14 protein-coding genes are annotated in these 17012 nt (G+C 60.5%); 6 read left to right on the top strand and 8 right to left on the bottom strand.

Features of this window, described 5'->3' with window-relative positions; all coding sequences use genetic code 11:
* Window positions 1-166 precede the first annotated feature (166 nt).
* From EQV97_RS11580 to EQV97_RS11570, 3 genes are all read left to right on the top strand, one after another.
* A complete protein-coding gene (locus EQV97_RS11580) occupies window positions 167-3034 on the top strand; it encodes an EAL domain-containing protein (RefSeq protein WP_240888951.1) in 2868 nt (955 codons plus the stop codon).
* A gap of 153 nt (window positions 3035-3187) precedes the next feature.
* Window positions 3188-4054, top strand: coding sequence for a transcriptional regulator HexR (gene hexR / locus EQV97_RS11575; RefSeq protein WP_122840954.1), 867 nt, complete (start codon window positions 3188-3190; stop codon window positions 4052-4054).
* A 176-nt stretch (window positions 4055-4230) separates the two neighbouring features.
* A complete protein-coding gene (locus tag EQV97_RS11570) occupies window positions 4231-4443 on the top strand; it encodes a hypothetical protein (RefSeq protein ID WP_045060836.1) in 213 nt (70 codons plus the stop codon).
* Here EQV97_RS11570 and EQV97_RS11565 read toward each other — a convergent pair.
* Complete coding sequence (locus EQV97_RS11565) at window positions 4385-5347, bottom strand: LysR family transcriptional regulator (protein ID WP_122841280.1); 963 nt, start codon at window positions 5345-5347, stop codon at window positions 4385-4387. The two genes, EQV97_RS11570 and EQV97_RS11565, sit on opposite strands and share 59 nt — an antisense overlap.
* 187 nt (window positions 5348-5534) lie before the next feature.
* Between EQV97_RS11565 and EQV97_RS11560 the strand changes: the two genes are divergently transcribed.
* Complete coding sequence (locus tag EQV97_RS11560) at window positions 5535-6950, top strand: acetyl-CoA carboxylase biotin carboxylase subunit (protein ID WP_045060835.1); 1416 nt, start codon at window positions 5535-5537, stop codon at window positions 6948-6950.
* A gap of 11 nt (window positions 6951-6961) precedes the next feature.
* Window positions 6962-8770 carry a sodium-extruding oxaloacetate decarboxylase subunit alpha gene (oadA, locus tag EQV97_RS11555; RefSeq protein ID WP_045060834.1) on the top strand — a complete coding sequence of 603 codons (1809 nt, stop codon included), beginning with the start codon at window positions 6962-6964 and terminating at the stop codon, window positions 8768-8770.
* 152 nt (window positions 8771-8922) lie between these two features.
* Here the strand turns inward: oadA and EQV97_RS11550 are convergent, their stop codons facing one another.
* The 3 genes from EQV97_RS11550 to EQV97_RS11540 are packed head-to-tail and all read right to left on the bottom strand — an operon-like array spanning window position 8923 to window position 10691.
* Window positions 8923-9594, bottom strand: a complete 672-nt coding sequence (locus tag EQV97_RS11550; protein ID WP_122840955.1) for a GNAT family protein — start codon at window positions 9592-9594, stop codon at window positions 8923-8925.
* Window positions 9595-9611: 17 nt separating this feature from the next.
* Window positions 9612-10058 carry a GNAT family N-acetyltransferase gene (locus EQV97_RS11545; RefSeq protein ID WP_240888950.1) on the bottom strand — a complete coding sequence of 149 codons (447 nt, stop codon included), beginning with the start codon at window positions 10056-10058 and terminating at the stop codon, window positions 9612-9614.
* Between the two features lie 9 nt (window positions 10059-10067).
* Window positions 10068-10691 (bottom strand): FMN-binding negative transcriptional regulator, encoded by a 624-nt coding sequence (locus tag EQV97_RS11540; protein WP_122840957.1) that lies wholly within the window; start codon window positions 10689-10691, stop codon window positions 10068-10070.
* Window positions 10692-10781: 90 nt separating this feature from the next.
* On the opposite strand from EQV97_RS11540, the gene EQV97_RS11535 reads away from it, so the two are divergent.
* Window positions 10782-12332: a PLP-dependent aminotransferase family protein gene (locus EQV97_RS11535; protein ID WP_225568905.1), complete on the top strand. Its 1551-nt coding sequence runs from the start codon at window positions 10782-10784 to the stop codon at window positions 12330-12332.
* A 110-nt stretch (window positions 12333-12442) separates the two neighbouring features.
* Here the strand turns inward: EQV97_RS11535 and EQV97_RS11530 are convergent, their stop codons facing one another.
* The 4 genes from EQV97_RS11530 to EQV97_RS11515 all read right to left on the bottom strand — a co-directional run bounded on the left by EQV97_RS11530 (window position 12443) and on the right by EQV97_RS11515 (window position 16875).
* Entirely contained in the window at window positions 12443-13543 is a 1101-nt protein-coding gene (locus EQV97_RS11530) for a polyamine ABC transporter substrate-binding protein (RefSeq protein WP_240888949.1), read from the bottom strand.
* Window positions 13544-13556: 13 nt separating this feature from the next.
* Window positions 13557-14588 carry a histone deacetylase family protein gene (locus tag EQV97_RS11525; protein ID WP_122840960.1) on the bottom strand — a complete coding sequence of 344 codons (1032 nt, stop codon included), beginning with the start codon at window positions 14586-14588 and terminating at the stop codon, window positions 13557-13559.
* Window positions 14589-14722: 134 nt separating this feature from the next.
* Window positions 14723-15715, bottom strand: coding sequence for an AraC family transcriptional regulator (locus tag EQV97_RS11520; protein WP_045057792.1), 993 nt, complete (start codon window positions 15713-15715; stop codon window positions 14723-14725).
* A 155-nt stretch (window positions 15716-15870) separates the two neighbouring features.
* Window positions 15871-16875: an asparaginase gene (locus EQV97_RS11515; RefSeq protein ID WP_240888948.1), complete on the bottom strand. Its 1005-nt coding sequence runs from the start codon at window positions 16873-16875 to the stop codon at window positions 15871-15873.
* Between the last annotated feature and the right edge of the window lie 137 nt (window positions 16876-17012).

Below are 17012 nucleotides of genomic sequence, written 5' to 3'. Positions count from 1 at the left end.
CTGCAAGCGCTGGCGGGGCTTGCTCTGCGGCTTTTCAAGGGGCAAGTGCAACCGCAGATTTCATGTTTTTTATAGTGGGCGGCGGTTTGGTCCAGCCACGTGCTTGTGTATGCTCCGTCGACGATTCGGGCACAAGCTCACCATTATAAGAACAAGAATATTGCCTATGACCTTCAGCATCGACCTGTCGGGCCCCTCCGTGGAGCCCCGGGTTATCCGCAGACAATACGCCATGGAAATGGCGGTGGAGCGCACGCGTCTGCTTTACCAGGGATCGCTGCTGCCTACTTTGTTCATGCTGATCAATGGCCTGGTCTGCGCCGGCCTGCTCTGGAGCCCGCAACGCTACTTTCTGGTCAGCATCTGGCTGGTGTGGTTGCTCTCACTGGTGGCGTTGCGGGTTATCCAGGTCGCGGCTTTCGACTCAGCGATCCCCAACCGTCAGGCGCATCCGGTCTGGCGCCGCATGTTCATGCTCGGCTCGGGTCTGACCGGCTTGACCCTGGCGGGTGCCGGTATCGCGCTGGTCCCGGCGGACACCTTCATCCAGCAAGCCTGGGTATTTGGTCTGATCGGGGCCGCTGCGCTGTCGGCGAGCGTGGCCTACGCCGTCAGCCTCCCGGCGTTTCTTTCCTTTACGTTGCCCTGTCTGTTGCCGGCGATCGCCTATCTGTTCTGGGGCGGCGATGAGCAAGGCCAGGGCTGGGGCTGGTTCGGCCTGATTTTGCTGGGGGCGTTGAGCGTGGTTGCCTGGCAGGTCAACCGGCTGATCGATCGCGGCTTGTTGCGTCGCTTCCAGAATCAGGCACTGATCGAGCACCTGCAGCAGGCTCAAACCAGCAGCGATCAACTGAATAAGAAGCTGGCCAGGGAGATTGAGCAGCGTAGTTGCGCTGAAGCTGAACTACGGGCCATTCAGGCCGGGCTGGAAGGCCGTGTTGCCCAGCGCAGCCTCGAACTCGACCTGGCCAACCAGGCCCTCAGTAAAAGCGAGGCGCGTCTGGCATTGGCGCTCAAAGCCAGTGAGCTGGGGTTGTGGGACTGGAACCTGCAGACGGACGAAGTCCACCACACGCAGCTTCAGGAATTGTTCGGCCTGGAGCCAGAGTTAGTGACGGCCATGCTGCGCCATCTCAAGCCACGCCTGCACCCCGAGGACGTGCCGGCGCTCAAGCGCGCATTGGTTGAACACCTGAAGGGTCGCAGCGAGGACTATCAGATCGAATACCGCGTGCGTCACTGTGACGGTCACTGGGTATGGATCGAGGACCGTGGACGGGCGGTGGAGCGCGGCGAAAATGGCCGGGTGGTGCGCATGGTCGGGACTCGGCGCAACATCAGCGTCAGCAAGCACCAGGAAGCGCAACAGCAACTGGCTGCGACGGTCTTTGAAGCGGCCAGTGAAGGTATTGTGATTTTCGATCCCAGTTACGCCCTGATCGCCGCTAATCAGGCCTTCTGCCGAGTGACCGGCTATGAGATCGACGACATGCTCGGACTGAGTGTGGTCGATCTGCCGTGCAGTCGTGACGCTCGCCGGCACTACAGCGCCATCCGCCAGGCACTGGAGCAGCATGGCAGCTGGCAGGGCGAACTGGTGGAGACGCGGAAAAATGGTGAGTTGTATCCGCAGTGGTTGCAGCTAAGTGCGGTGCGTGATAGTCGGGGAAATGTAAGTCATCTTGTAGGCTTCTTCGCTGATCTTTCGGCCAGGCGCGAATCCGAAGAACGCATGCGGTTTCTCACCCATTACGACGAGTTGACGGGCCTGGCTAACCGCTCGCTGTTCCGCGAGCGTCTGCGCGAGGCTCATCAACGGATGCGTCAGGGCGGACGCAGCCTGGCGTTGCTGCATATCAATCTGGACCGGTTCAAGTTGCTCAACGAGAGCCTGGGCCATGACATTGCCGACGAGCTATTGCAGAAAATCGCTCGCAGGCTGGTGAGTGCACTGCCCGAGGCCGATACCATTGCACGCTTGTCCGGCGACGAATTTGCCGTGCTGTTTGACAGCTACGCCAACCTCTCCAGCCTGGCCCGGGTGGCGACACGGGTGTCCGCCAAGTTGCGTTTGCCTTTGAACATCGACGGACATGAGCTGGTAGTCAGTGCGTCGATGGGCATCAGTATGCTGCCGGACAACGCCCGGGAAATCTCAGCGCTGGTCAGCCAGTCGAACATGGCCATGCAGCATGCCAAACACTTGGGCGGCAATAATTTCCAGTTCTACACCGAGAGCCTCCAGGCCAGCACCCTGGAGCGATTGCAACTGGAAAACCAGCTGCGCAAAGCGATCGATGAGAAGCAGCTCAAAGTGTTCTACCAACCCAAGCTCTGCCTCGCCACGGGGCGCCTGAATGCCGCCGAAGCCTTGGTGCGCTGGGATCATCCCGACAGGGGCAGGGTGTCGCCTGCAGAGTTCATTGGCCTGGCCGAGGAAACCGGATTGATCGGTCCGATCGGCGAGTTCGTGCTGCGTCAGGCCTGCTGGCAAGCGTGCGAGTGGCAGCGCCAGGGGCTCGAGCCGATTCGTGTGTCGGTCAATCTGTCTGTGCATCAGCTGCGTCAGGGCAAGTTGGTCAGCCTGGTTCGGCAGGTGCTGGAAGAAACCGGGCTGGCGCCGCAATACCTTGAGCTTGAACTGACCGAAAGTCAGTTGCTGGACAGCGTCGAGCACATCATTTCGACGTTCCAGCAGCTACGGGACCTGGGGGTAAAACTGGCGATCGACGACTTTGGCACCGGCTATTCGTCATTGAGTTACCTCAAGCGCATTCCGGTGGACTACGTGAAAATCGATCAGACGTTTATACGCGGCCTGGGCGAGGGGCAGATGGATGCCGCGATCACCCGCGCGATCATCGCCATGGCCCATGGCTTGTCGTTGAAAGTGGTGGCTGAGGGAGTGGAGCGGCCCGAGCAACTTGAGTTCCTGCGAGGCGAACATTGTGATGAGGTTCAGGGCTACCTGATCAGCAAGCCCGTTGAGGCGCAACAGCTTGCGAGCCTTCTGCAGTTGCAGGGCTCGAAGTAATTCCGCGGAGGCGTGATTGGCGCTACATGCAGCCATGCTCTGCTGAAAACGAGGGATTCGGTTACGGATTGAGCAGGCAAAAAGCCAATTCATGTAGTATAACTACAAGCTCGCTACATCACGGCGCCTGCCAATAACAAAGAGTCCAGACCTTTGAATCTGTTGCAACACATCGCCCAGTCACGCCACCTCTTACGCAAGTCGGAGCTCAAGGTCGCCGACCACGTGCTGCTTGACCCGGCGGCGGTGATGCACAGTTCCATGGCAGACCTGGCCCACAGCGTGGGCATCAGCGAACCGACCATCGTGCGGTTTTGCCGGGCCATCGGCTGTTCCGGGTTCCAGGACCTGAAACTCAAGCTGGCGCAGAGCCTGGCGGCGGGCGCGAGTTTTGGACAGTTCGCGATTCACGAAGACGATTCGGTCGCCGACTACAGTCTGAAAATCTTCGACACCACCCTGCATACCCTGATGGAAGTGCGCGAGCGGCTCGACCCGATCGAGTTGCAGCGCGCAGTGACACTCATGTCCCAGGCCCAGCGGGTGGAGTTCTACGGCTTTGGTGCGTCGGGCGCAGTGGCAGCAGATGCCCAGCACAAATTCTTTCGTTTGTTGCTGACGGCGGCGGCGTATTCCGACCCGCACATGCAGGCCATGTCGGCGGTGACCCTCAAACCCTCCGATGTAGCCATCTGCATTTCGCAATCCGGGCGCTCGAAGGATTTGCTGATCACGGCTAACCTGGTGCGTGAAAGCGGCGCTTCGCTGATCACCCTGTGCCCGAGCCAGACCCCGCTGGCCGAGCTGTCGACCGTCAACCTGGCGATCGATGTGCACGAAGACACCGAGATCTACACGCCGCTGACTTCACGTATTGCCCACTTGGTGGTGATCGATGTGTTGGCGATGGGCGTGGCCATGGCGCGCGGCCCGAGCCTGGTGAACCACCTCAAGAGCGTGAAGCGCAGCTTGCGCAGCTTGCGGTTGTCGCCCAAGTCGGTGAAGGCGCTGGACGATTAAGATCAAGGATCGCAGCCTTCGGTAGCTCCTGCGGGGATTCACGTACCCTGTAGGAGCTGCCGAAGGCTGCGATGTTTTGATCTGTAAATGTTCACACCCCTGTAACGCGCATGCCGCCAAACCGTCATCCCCCGCGCCTATCTTGAAACTCCCGTAATCGCCTTGGGAGACTCGAAATGGCCCAGCCCTACGAAGAACGCAACAGCGCCGTCAGAACCCGTCGTCAGCAGGAAGACCAGCGCCGCATGGAGTTTCGCCGCGCTATCGAAGACCGCTGCGAGCGCCGCCAGCTGCTGGCTGAAATCGGCGGCTTTCCTGACGAACTCGAACTCAACTACTGGCAGGCTGCGCCCGCAGCTTCCCGTCGAAACGCTCAACCAGGGCGCTGATCTGTACCCGCTCGCTGCGGATAAACGCAAGGAATGCGTGAGCCACTGGTGACAGGCGCTTCGCCTTGGCCTGCACCAGGCACCAGCTGCGGTACAGCGGTAGTTCTTCCACTGGCAGCTCGATCAGTCCGCCGGTCGCCAGTTCCAGGTTCAGGGCATGACGCGTCAACAGCGCCACGCCCAAACCTGCCAGTACACACTCGCGCTGGGCTTCGGCCGACGAGACTTCCTGGGTCTGGTTGAAGTGCACGCGCTTTTCCTTGAAGTACTCCTCGCAGGCCAGGCGAGTACCGGAGCCGGGTTCGCGCAGCAGCAAGGTATAAGGTTCCAGATCCTGCAAACGCAGCGGTCCCAAATGGCACAGCGGATGGTCCGGCGGCGCCACCGCGACTATCGGGTTGTTCAGGAAAGGCAGGAATTCGAGCCCCATGTCCTGTGGCACCATGGACATGATCACCAGGTCATCGCGGTTATCCGACAGGCGCCGAATCACCTGCCCGCGATTGACCACCGTCAGCTGCAAATTGACCTCGGGGTGTTGGCGCTTGAAGGCGGCAAACAAGTGCGGCACGAAATACTTGGCGCTGGATTCCACTGCCAGCTTGAGCTGCCCCTGCAGCGATCCCTGCATGTCCGACAGCTGCATGTCGAGGTTTTCCAGGCGGCCGAAAATGTCCCGGCTGGCTCGCTGGAGTGCTTCGGCGGCCTCGGTCATGTAGAGTTTTTTGCCAACATAATCAAACAAGGGCTGCCCGATCAGTTCTTCGATCTGCCGAATCTGCAGGCTGACGGCTGGCTGTGTCAGCGACATTTCCTCGGCTGCACGGCTGTAGGACCGTAGATCACACACCTCATTGAAGATCTGAAGTTGACGTAATGTCATTCGCATCAAGGACTTACGCATTTTTTCTTCGCTCTGACCATGGCTGGTATTCTGACTATAAGTCTTTACTTATGCCTGACCCAATAATTATTCATTTTTGTTAATCCCTTGTGAGCGCTAGTGTGGGTTCGCGACCAGATGGAAACATTTGGTCACGTCGACCTGGTCTAGCAGGTTGTGGGTACCACCGGCTCAAGGGAAATTCCAAGTGATAAAAAAGATCCTGATCGCCAACCGTGGTGAGATTGCCGTACGAATCGTACGTGCCTGCGCCGAGATGGGCATTCGCTCGGTCGCGATCTACTCCGACGCCGATCGGCACGCGTTGCACGTGAAGCGTGCAGACGAAGCCCACAGCATTGGTGCCGAACCTCTGGCCGGCTACCTGAATGCGCGCAAGCTGGTGAACCTGGCGGTAGAAACCGGCTGCGATGCACTGCACCCCGGCTACGGTTTCCTTTCGGAAAACGCCGAACTGGCAGACATCTGCGCCGAGCGCGGGATCAAGTTCATCGGTCCATCGGCTGAAGTGATTCGGCGCATGGGCGACAAGACCGAAGCGCGCCGCAGCATGATCAAGGCCGGAGTACCGGTCACACCCGGTACTGAAGGCAACGTCGCGGATATCGCGGAAGCGCTTATCGAAGGCGATCGCATCGGTTATCCGGTGATGCTCAAGGCGACCTCCGGTGGCGGTGGCCGTGGTATCCGACGTTGCGACAGCCGGGACGAACTTGAACAGGCATTCCCGCGAGTGATTTCCGAGGCCACCAAGGCCTTCGGTTCGGCAGAAGTGTTCCTGGAAAAATGCATCGTCAACCCGAAGCACATCGAAGCGCAGATCCTCGGCGACAGTTTCGGCAATGTCGTGCACCTGTTCGAGCGCGACTGCTCGATCCAGCGACGCAACCAGAAGCTCATCGAGATTGCCCCGAGCCCGCAACTGACCCCGGAACAGCGCGCCTACATCGGTGACCTGTCCGTACGTGCGGCCAAAGCCGTGGGTTACGAAAACGCCGGTACCGTGGAGTTCCTGCTCGCCGAGGGCGAGGTGTACTTCATGGAAATGAACACCCGGGTGCAGGTGGAGCACACTATCACCGAAGAAATCACCGGCATCGACATCGTGCGTGAGCAGATCCGCATTGCGTCCGGCTTGCCGCTTTCGGTGAAACAGGAAGACATCCAGCACCGCGGTTTTGCCCTGCAGTTCCGGATCAACGCCGAAGACCCGAAAAACAATTTTCTGCCGAGCTTTGGCAAGATCACCCGTTACTACGCACCCGGCGGTCCCGGCGTGCGTACCGACACGGCAATCTATACCGGCTACACCATTCCACCGTTCTACGACTCCATGTGCCTCAAACTGGTGGTCTGGGCGTTGACCTGGGAAGAAGCGATGGACCGTGGCTTGCGTGCCCTCGACGACATGCGTCTGCAAGGGGTCAAGACCACCGCCGCGTACTACCAGGAAATCCTGCGTAACCCGGAATTCCGTAGTGGCCAGTTCAATACCAGCTTCGTGGAAAGCCACCCTGAACTGACCAACTACTCGATCAAGCGCAAACCCGAAGAGCTGGCCCTGGCCATCGCCGCCGCCATCGCCGCCCACGCAGGCCTGTGAGGAATATAACAATGAGCAAGAAAATCCACGTCACCGACACGATCCTGCGCGACGCCCACCAATCGCTGCTCGCGACCCGCATGCGCACCGAAGACATGCTGCCGATCTGCGACAAGCTCGACAAGGTCGGCTACTGGTCGCTGGAATGCTGGGGCGGTGCGACATTCGACGCCTGCGTACGCTTCCTGAAAGAAGACCCGTGGGAGCGCCTGCGCCAACTGCGCGCCGCGCTGCCTAACACTCGCCTGCAAATGCTCCTGCGTGGCCAGAACCTGTTGGGCTACCGCCACTACAGCGACGATGTGGTCAAAGCCTTCGTCGCCAAGGCTGCGGTCAATGGCATCGACGTCTTCCGCATCTTCGACGCGATGAACGACGTACGTAACCTGCGCACGGCCATCGAAGCCGTGAAGGCTGCCGGCAAGCATGCCCAGGGCACCATCGCCTACACCACCAGCCCGGTGCACACCATCGATGCGTTCGTGGCCCAGGCCAAGCAGATGGAAGCCATGGGTTGCGACTCGGTGGCGATCAAGGACATGGCCGGTCTGCTGACCCCTTATGCCACTGGCGAACTGGTCCGTGCGTTGAAAGCCGAGCAGTCCCTGCCGGTGTTCATCCACTCCCACGACACCGCGGGCCTGGCTACCATGTGCCAGCTCAAGGCGATCGAGAACGGTGCCGACCACATCGACACCGCGATCTCCAGCTTCGCCTCCGGCACCAGCCACCCGGGCACCGAGTCGATGGTCGCCGCCCTTAAAGGCAGCGAGTACGACACCGGCCTGAACCTGGAACTGTTGCAGGAAATCGGCCTGTACTTCTACGCCGTGCGCAAGAAGTACCACCAGTTCGAAAGCGAGTTCACCGCCGTCGACACCCGTGTGCAAGTCAACCAGGTGCCGGGCGGGATGATTTCCAACCTGGCCAACCAGTTGAAAGAGCAGGGCGCCCTCAACCGCATGGCCGAAGTGCTGGCCGAGATCCCGCGTGTTCGCGAGGACCTCGGTTTCCCGCCTCTGGTGACGCCGACTTCGCAGATCGTCGGCACCCAGGCCTTCTTCAACGTGCTGGCCGGCGAGCGCTACAAGACCATCACCAATGAAGTGAAGCTCTACCTGCAAGGTGGCTATGGCAAGGCGCCGGGCACCGTCAATGAAAAACTGCGTCGCCAGGCGATCGGTAGCGAGGAAGTGATCGACGTGCGCCCGGCTGATCTGCTCAAGCCGGAAATGACCAAGCTGCGCGCTGAAATCGGCTCGGTGGCCAAGTCTGAAGAAGACGTGCTGACCTACGCCATGTTCCCGGACATCGGGCGCAAATTCCTCGAAGAGCGTGCCGCCGGCACCCTGACGCCTGAGGTGTTGCTGCCGATTCCAGAGGCCGGTGGCGTGACCTCGGCCGGTGGCGAAGGCGTGCCGACCGAGTTCGTGATCGACGTTCACGGTGAAACCTACCGAGTCGATATCACCGGTGTCGGCGTCAAGGCCGAAGGCAAGCGTCACTTCTACCTGTCCATCGACGGCATGCCGGAAGAAGTGGTGTTCGAACCGCTCAATGAGTTCGTCAGCGGCGGCAGCAGCAAGCGCAAGCAAGCCACGGCGCCTGGCCATGTCAGCACCACCATGCCGGGCAACATTGTCGACGTGCTGGTCAAGGAAGGCGACGTGGTGAAAGCCGGCCAGGCCGTGCTGATCACCGAAGCGATGAAAATGGAAACCGAAGTCCAGGCCGCCATCGCCGGTAAAGTCACCGCCATTCACGTGGCCAAGGGCGACCGGGTGAACCCGGGCGAAATCCTGATCGAGATCGAAGGCTGATTAACAGCCTCGGTACACCGCTTTAAACCTCGGGGGGGCATGTGCTCCCCTTTTTTTTGGCTGTCGTTTGGGCGGTTGCCGACAAGCGTCTAGCATCTGCATTACTTCGATTGCGATGGCTCACGCGCCACCGCCGGTAAGCCGATCAGTCCCTAACCCCGGCACTGCGCCAGCGTCCTCAACTGACCCGACGTCGTCTGGTTTTCATCCGACAACCACCGCTCGAAGCCCGCGCCGATGGCCGGCCACTCCGAGTCGAGGATCGAATACCAGGCGGTGTCGCGGTTCTGGCCCTTGACCACCATGTGCTGGCGGAACACCCCTTCAAAGCTGAAGCCTAGCCGCTCGGCCGCGTACTTGGAGCGAGCGTTGCCGTTGTTGCACTTCCACTCCAGGCGGCGGTAACCCAAGGCAAAGGATTCCCTGGCCAGCAGATACACAGCCTCGGTGCTTTTCGGCGAGCGTTGCATCGGTGCGCCAAAGGTCACGTGGCCGATCTCGATGCGGCCCTGGGCCGCAACGATCGACATCAGGCTGAGGATGCCCTGCACCTCACCGCTGGCGCGGTCGATCACGCTGAAAAAACAGGGGTCGCTGTGGGCCGCATGATTGTTCAACCAATCGTCGAACACGCTGCGCTCTGGAAACGGTCCGTAAGGCAGGTAATCCCACAGCTTGGGATCGGCGCCCGGACCTTGCAGGGCTTTGAACAAGCCATCGGCGTGACGGGCCGGATCGAGTTTCTCAAGGCGGATAAACCGACCTTCGATGGTTTGAACCGAGGGGGCCGGGACGCCTTTCCAGTCCGCGAGTGAAGTCGCCATGCTGTTCTCCTTGAACCTTAAAGGGCTTTACGAAACTGGATAAGACCCGGCCGCTCGGCGATACGCTCGTAGAGCTGGATCGCGGTGGCGTTGGTCTCGTGAGTCAACCAGTGGACCTTGCAGCAGCCATCGTTTTTGGCGGTGGCGTAGACGAATTCGATCAACTGGCGGCCGACGCCCGTGCCGCGGGTGTGTGGTGCCACCAGCAGGTCCTGCAGGTAGCAGGAATTCTCGATGCTCCAGTTTGATCGATGGTAGATGAAATGCACCATGCCCACCGCTCGGCCATCCGCCCAGGCCAGCGCGGCGTGGGTCGGCTCGCCTGGATCGAGGATGCGCTCCCAGGTGCTTTGGGTGACCGTTTCAGGCAGCTGGGTGTTGTAAAAATCCAGATAGGCTTGCCACAAGGGTAGCCAGGCGGCGTGATCGTCGGCGGTGACCTGGCGGATGTCGAGCTGACTCATGTTGGTTCCTTAACGCATCAAGTGAGCGAGAGCCTGATCATGCGCATCGGGGCTGGCGCCGAGCCCCTCGCGCACGCCGGCATAATCGGCGGGGCTACGGTTCTGGCCGAGTTTGCGTTTACCTTCCAGGCGCTGGATTGGCAGGGCAAAGCCGACGATGGCCTTGAGCATCCCGTCAATGTAGTCGGCCGGAGCGTCGCTCACTTTCCACGGCTGCGCGCGGGCCGCTTCATGACGATCGGTCAAGCTGCTGACCAGCTCCAGCAGGCGCCCGGAATCGCTGAACACCTCGGCAGTGCCGTACGCGTGCACGGCGATGTAGTTCCAGGTGGGCACGACTTTGCCGTGCTCGGCTTTGCTGGGGTAAAAATCGGGGCTGACATAGGCATCGGCACCGGCAAATATCACCATCGCTTCAGCACCATTGTGCAGTTCCTTCCACTGTGGATTGGCCCTGGCGAAATGACCGTAGAGCGTGCCATTGGGACCTTCGTCGCCGCGCAGCAACAGGGGCAGGTGACTGGCTTGCAAGCCTTGTTCGCCATGGGTCACGACCAGGGCGAGGCGGGTGGCGAGTATCTGCTGCTGCAGTTCGTCCAAATCGTGGATGGCAAAGCTGCTTGGGTTGTACATGGAAAAATTCCTTGGCGAATGCCTGCATCCTAGGCAGGCTATTGGTCTGTTGTAAGAGCCATTAACGACCAATTTCATAGGTCCATTACCATGAGCCAGTCGCTGCTTTCCCTGTCGTTCAATCCGGCTGGTATCGAACTCGATCGACGCCAGGGTTTGAGTCGACAGCTTTACCAGGCTTTACGACTGCGCGTGCTGGATGGACGGCTGGCCAGTGGCACCCGATTGCCTGCAACACGCGAACTGGCGTCGGCGCTGGCAATTTCCCGCAATAGCGTGGTGCGGGCGTACGATCAACTGTATGCCGAAGGGTTTATCGAGGGGCGAGTGGGAGACGGGACTTATGTCGCGCAATTGCCCCAAGCGGACTCGCTCGACAAAAAACTATCCACAAAAGTATCCACAGGGTTTTCAACAGGCTTGTCCACAGCCTTATCCACAAATTGGCAGGAATTACCTGTAATTTCATCCAGTAAAGTTATCCACAATGGTGCTTTGGAACGGGTCGAAAAGAACCATTTAGCGACACCACCCAGCGGGCCGCCTCGGGCATTTCGGGTGGGTGTGCCGGCGTTCGACCTGTTCCCTTTTGAGATATGGGCCAAGCTGAACGCGGCTTTCTGGCGTAAGCCGGACTTGCAGCAGCTGTGCTACGGGGATCCGGCCGGCGATGCGCGATTGCGAGGGATGATTGCCGCGTATTTGCGTAGCTCTCGGGGAATGCAGTGCACCGCTGAGCAAATAGTGATCACCAGTGGTGCGCAACAGGGAATTAGCCTTTGTGCACAGCTGCTGGTGGATCCGGGGGACGGGGTGGCTCTGGAAAATCCGGGGTACCGGGCAGCGGGCCATGCGTTCGCAGTGGCCGGTGCGCGGTTGCATGGGGTGGCGGTGGACAATGAGGGTATTGATTGTAACCAGCTGGCCAGCCTTGACGATTGCCGCCTCGCCTACGTAACGCCTTCTCATCAATACCCCACAGGGGTGGTGATGAGCCTGGCGCGGCGATTGGAGTTGCTGGCCTGGGCTGAGCGCAACGGAGGCTGGATCGTCGAGGATGACTATGACGGAGAATACCGTTACAGCGGCGCCCCCCTGGCACCGCTGGCGGCACTCGATCGCCACGGCCGGGTCTTGTACGTCGGCACCTTTGGCAAAGTCGCCTTTCCGGCGCTGCGCCTGGGATACCTGGTGTTGCCGCCGGCACTGGTGCAGGCGTTTTCCCAGCGTCGAGCTGTGGACGTGCGACATTCCGAGGTCAGCACCCAGGCGGTCATGGCCGAGTTCATGGCCGCCGGGCATTTCCAGCGGCACATCCGCCGTATGCGCCGCGCCGCTCTTAGCCGACGTAATACCCTCCTGGCTGGTTGGCCGCAGGCGATTGCCGGTATCGGCAGCCTGCCCGGCGTGGCCGCCGGGCTGCATCTGACGGTGGCGGTCGACTCGCCGCGCCGAGAGCAGGAGCTGGTCGAGCAGGCCGCCAGCGTCGATGTGGAGATCAATCCGCTGAGCAGCTATTGGTTGCCGGACTCTTCACCCCCCCTGGACCAGCGGGCCGGACTGGTCCTGGGTTTCGCGGCGGTTCCAGAGCAAGCCATCCGCGCTGCACTGGGCCGCCTGGAAAAGGTTTGGCGCCCGTAGCCGTTACGAGGCGGTATTCGCCAAGGGTTCCAGGTCCAGATAGAGCTTGCGCAGTGCCGGCTCATTGAGTTTGCGTAACAGGCCATCGACAGGTTCAGCTCAATGATTACTCAGGTGCCTGACTTGATTTTGGTCCAGGCACGGGTGCGTGCCCGTTCGGCATCGCGCGGCAGAGGTTGCAGGGTATAGAGCGTGCTCATCGCCGAGTCGGTCGGGTACAGGTTGGGGTTGTTGCGAATCGCCGGGTCGACCAGTTCGGTAGCGTCCTTGTTCGGGTTGGGGTAACCGACGAAGTCGCTGACCGGCGCAATCACCTGCGGCTGCAGCAGGTAATTGATGAAGGTGTAAGCGTCTTCGGAGTTCTTCGCACCCTTTGGAATAGCCAGCATATCGAACCAGATCGGTGCGCCTTCCCTGGGCAGGCGCATGTCGACGCTCACACCATTGTTGGCTTCCTTGGCGCGGTTGGCGGCCTGGGAGAAGCTGCCCGAGTAGCCGACGGCAACGCAGATGTCACCGTTGGCGATGTCGGCCATGTACTTGGAGGAGTGGAAGTAGGTGACATAGGGCCGGATTTTCATCAGCAGAGCTTCAGCCTTGGCGTAGTCCGCTGGCTGCTTGCTGTTAGGGTCCAGGCCGAGGTGTTGCAGGGCCAGTGGCAGGATCTCCGATGGCGAATCCAGCAGGGCGACTCCGCATTGCTTGAGCTTACTGATGTTTTCTTCCTTGAAGATCAGGTCCCAACTGTCGACAGGCGCCTTGTCACCCAGGGCGGCCTTGACTTTGTCCGGGTTGAAACCGATCAGGATGGTGCCGTACATGTAGGGCACCGCAAATTTGTTGCCCGGGTCGTTAGCTTCGATCAGTTTCATCAACTTGGGATCAAGGTGACTCCAATTCGGCAGTTTGCTGCGGTCCAGCGGCTGGAACACGCCTGCCTCGATCTGCTTGGCGAGGAACACGTTGGACGGCACCACCACATCGTAGCCGGAGTTACCGGTCAGCAACTTGGCTTCGAGCGCTTCATTGGTGTCGAAGATGTCGTAGACCAGTCTGGTCTGGGTGTTTTGTGCCTTGAAGTCTTCCAGGGCCTTGGGGGTGATGTAGTCGAACCAGTTGTAGACGCGCAAGGTTCGCTCTTCAGCGTGAGCTGCGCCGCCGAGCACCGTGGCGCACAACACTGGCGCAATAAGACGCTTGAGTCTGTTCATTGTTATTGTTTCCTCATTGAGCGCGTTCGAAACCTTCAAGAACGTTCACCGCATTGATGCCGATTTCCTCCACGGCATAACCGCCTTCCATCACGAACAGGGTCGGCACCCCCAGCTTGGCGATGCGCTCGCCCATCGCCAGGTAATCCGGGCTGTCGAGCTTGAATTGAGAGATCGGGTCGTCCTTGAATGTATCGACACCCAAGGACACCACAACGATGTCGGCACCGTATGTTTCGATTTCTTCGCAGGCTTGTTCCAGCGCCGCGCTCCAGGCATCCCAGCCGCTGCCAGCGGGCAATGGGTAGTTGAAGTTGAAGCCTTCGCCTGCGCCTTCACCCAGCTCGTCATCGTAGCCGAGAAAGAACGGAAACTCGGCTTCCGGATGGCCGTGGATCGAGGTGAACAGTACGTCGCTGCGCTCGTAGAAAATCGATTGGGTGCCGTTGCCGTGGTGGTAGTCGACGTCGAGGATTGCGACTTTCCCATGGCCTTGGTCGAGGAAGGCTTGGGCGGCAATGGCGGCGTTGTTGAGGTAGCAGTACCCACCCATCAAGTCGCTGGCCGCGTGGTGCCCCGGTGGGCGGCAAAGGGCAAAGGCACTGTGGGCACCGGCCTGGATCTGGGCCTGTGCGGTGAGCGCAACTTGCGCTGCGCTGTAGGCCGCCTGCCAGGTGCCGGCGGTAATAGGGGCGCCGCCGTCGAAGCTGTAGTAGCCGAGTTGGCCGTGCAGACTGGTGGGTTTGATTGCACGCAAGGTCCGCGCTGGCCAGGTGTACGGCAGCAAGTCGCCATCAGTATTAAATTCAGTCCAGCGTGTCCAGGCGCCCTTGAAGAAGTCCAGGTAGTCGCGGCTGTGGATACGGGCGATGGGGTCGATGCCGAAATCTTTCGGCGCATGCACGGGGCCGAGGTTCTGGTTCTGCACGCGTTGCAGCACGTGGTCTGCACGCGAGGGCATTTCAAAGCAGGGCTTGAGTTGCCCGTCGATCAGTTCGCAGCGGCCGTGGTGCAGGTGATGGTCGTCAGAGTAGATGGTCAGCATTTCTTGTTCTCCGCAGGCTGATTCGGTTGAACACAGTCTTGCTCGCGCAGGGCAATTCGGAGAACGGCAGGAAAGGCCAAAAGGGGATCAATATGGCCAAAAAACGTGACCGAAATTCGCCCCTAAACGATTTATCAAGGGCGGAACTGGCTTGGCGCTACGCCACTCCAGCGCACGAACGCATGTCGAAAACTGGCGGTCTCGCTGAAGCCCAGCGCTTCAGCAATCCGGTAGATCGGCATCTGGTCTTCGCACAACATGTGTTTGGCCTGTTCGAAGCGCAACTCGTCGAGCAGTTCCTGATAGCTGCACCCCAACTCCTTGAGATGGCGACGTAACGTGCGCGCCGAGCAATTCATCTGCTGCGCCAGGCCTTCGAGGCCCGGTGCGGCATTGAGCTGTGCGCGCAGCAACTGCCGGATCCGCCCCAGCCACGCCTGCCGTCCAGTGAATTCGAGATTCTGCTTGCGGCAGCGCTCGGCCATGGCCTGATGGGTGATGGTGTCCGCCAGTGGCAGGGGGTGGTCCAGCCAGCGCTTGTCGAAGGCGAATGCGTTGTCCCGCGCGTCGAAGTGCAGGGCGCAGTCGAAGTGCTCGGCGTAGATCGCCTGATAGTCAGGCGCCGGGTGTTCCAGGCGCGCCGCCAGCAACGGCAGGGGGTGCCCCAGGAGGTCGTCGCAGATGACTTTCAACGACACCAGGCAAAACTCGGCGTTGAACACCGCCAGTGCCGGATTCTCCCGGTAATCGGCGGCGACGAACCAGATGCGCTCATCGTCCTCTTCCAGGCTCAACTCGAAAAGTGTTCCCAACAGCGCCGGATAGCGCATCGCCAGGCGCAAAGCGTCACCGAAGGTGGCACTGGTGAGCAGGGCATAACCGAGCATGCCGTAGGATGAAACGTGCATTCTCCTGCCCAGTTCCAGGCCGATATCACGCTTGAGCGCGACCGCGTTGGCGCAGACCTGCATCTCCTGGTTGGTCGTGATGCGCGTGTCCGCCCGGTTCAGATCCGCCGCACTGATACCGCTGCCGGCGAGCAGTGCATCGCTGGACAGGCCTTTGGCCTTGAAGGCGTCGAGCACCAGGGAAACGGCGTTGAGGGTGGTGAGGTGGGAGTGGAGCATGGGCGGCTTCCAGCCTGGGGATGGCTGGAACGCAGCAAGTTATGTGCCCAATGATGAACCTGTGGGAGCGGGCTTGCCCGCGATGCGGCGGCACATTCAACACTGAGGTGACTGACATTCCGCTATCGCGAGCAAGCTCCCGCAGGTTTTGTATGTCAGCTGAGCTCGCCGCACAGGTCCAGCTCGACCAGCCGCTGTACCTCAGCGGTGTCCAGGCCGGCACCCAGTAACGCATGCAACTTGCCGAACGCTGCTTCTCGGGTCATGCCGCCGCCGGAAAGCACGCCAACACCGCGCAATCGGCTGCCAGCTTCGTACACGTCCAGCTCTACGCCACCTTCATGGCACTGGGTTACCGCGACCACCACCACACATTTATCGCGGGCCCGCGACAGCGCGGCGAGAAACTCGGGGTTGTCGCTCGGCCCGGTGCCGCTGCCGTAGCACTCCAGCACCAGGCCTTGAATGCCGCTGTTGAGCACGCCGTCCAGTTGCTCGGCGCCAATCCCTGGGAATAGCGGCATCACTGCCACTTTCGCCAGCTGCCTGGGTTGCTGGTAGCCAAGCTGCATCGGCACAGCAGACGCTTTCGCACCACCACCCTGACGCTCCAGACGCTTGAACGGGTGTCGACCGAAACTGCGTACTTTCGCGCAACGAGTCGGGTCCAGCAGTTCGCCATGGAAGTACAAATGCACACCTGGGGCCACGCCATGCCCAAGCGCCACCAATGCTCCGCCGAGATTTTCCCAGGCATCGCTGTCAGCGACGCCGGCCGGGAGCATCGAACCGGTGAAACATACCCGGGCCTGCAGGCCAAGCAACTGAAAGCTCATCGCCGCCGCGCTGTAGGCGAGCGTGTCGGTGCCATGCAGGATCAACACGCTGTCGCATCCCTGTACATCGACGGCGTCAACCACCGCTTCACGCAGTTGCTGCCAATACGTCGGGCTCATATTGGCGCTGTCGATCAGCGGCGACATCTCGCGAAAACGCCACTGGGGCACCACCAGCTCAGGCTGGTTGTGCAGGTATTCGCGCATTCGTGCTTCGAAACCGGACGCCGGGGCCAGGCCGTTGGCACTGGCCTGCATGCCGATGGTGCCGCCGGTGTAGAGCACCATGACGTGCTGGGCGGCAGGGTAGGAACTGGGAACCATGGGCAAATCTCCACAAGACATGACGTGTGGGCGTGAGCCTGCTCGCGATAGCGCACTGGCAGTCGACATTGCACTGTCGTAGCGCTATCGCGAGCAGGCTTGCTCTCACAGGTTTTACATTTTAACTGACGAGCGCA

It is taken from the genome of Pseudomonas sp. TMW22090 (assembly GCF_022496665.1).
Taxonomy (GTDB): domain Bacteria; phylum Pseudomonadota; class Gammaproteobacteria; order Pseudomonadales; family Pseudomonadaceae; genus Aquipseudomonas; species Aquipseudomonas gregormendelii.
Note: the sequence above shows the minus strand (reverse complement) of the source record. Positions and strands in the feature narration are given on the sequence as shown.

Bases quoted from the DNA above. Each gene is read 5' to 3' on its own strand.
- EQV97_RS11550 (WP_122840955.1), bottom strand. From the start codon at position 9,594: ATGGCGACTTCACTCGCGGACTGGAAAGGCGTCCCGGCCCCCTCGGTT.
- EQV97_RS11540 (WP_122840957.1), bottom strand. From the start codon at position 10,691: ATGTACAACCCAAGCAGCTTTGCCATCCACGATTTGGACGAACTGCAG.
- oadA (WP_045060834.1), top strand. From the start codon at position 6,962: ATGAGCAAGAAAATCCACGTCACCGACACGATCCTGCGCGACGCCCAC.
- EQV97_RS11565 (WP_122841280.1), bottom strand. From the start codon at position 5,347: ATGCGTAAGTCCTTGATGCGAATGACATTACGTCAACTTCAGATCTTC.
- EQV97_RS11570 (WP_045060836.1), top strand. From the start codon at position 4,231: ATGGCCCAGCCCTACGAAGAACGCAACAGCGCCGTCAGAACCCGTCGT.
- EQV97_RS11580 (WP_240888951.1), top strand. From the start codon at position 167: ATGACCTTCAGCATCGACCTGTCGGGCCCCTCCGTGGAGCCCCGGGTT.
- EQV97_RS11525 (WP_122840960.1), bottom strand. From the start codon at position 14,588: ATGCTGACCATCTACTCTGACGACCATCACCTGCACCACGGCCGCTGC.
- EQV97_RS11535 (WP_225568905.1), top strand. From the start codon at position 10,782: ATGAGCCAGTCGCTGCTTTCCCTGTCGTTCAATCCGGCTGGTATCGAA.
- EQV97_RS11545 (WP_240888950.1), bottom strand. From the start codon at position 10,058: ATGAGTCAGCTCGACATCCGCCAGGTCACCGCCGACGATCACGCCGCC.
- EQV97_RS11520 (WP_045057792.1), bottom strand. From the start codon at position 15,715: ATGCTCCACTCCCACCTCACCACCCTCAACGCCGTTTCCCTGGTGCTC.
- EQV97_RS11530 (WP_240888949.1), bottom strand. From the start codon at position 13,543: ATGAACAGACTCAAGCGTCTTATTGCGCCAGTGTTGTGCGCCACGGTG.
- EQV97_RS11515 (WP_240888948.1), bottom strand. From the start codon at position 16,875: ATGGTTCCCAGTTCCTACCCTGCCGCCCAGCACGTCATGGTGCTCTAC.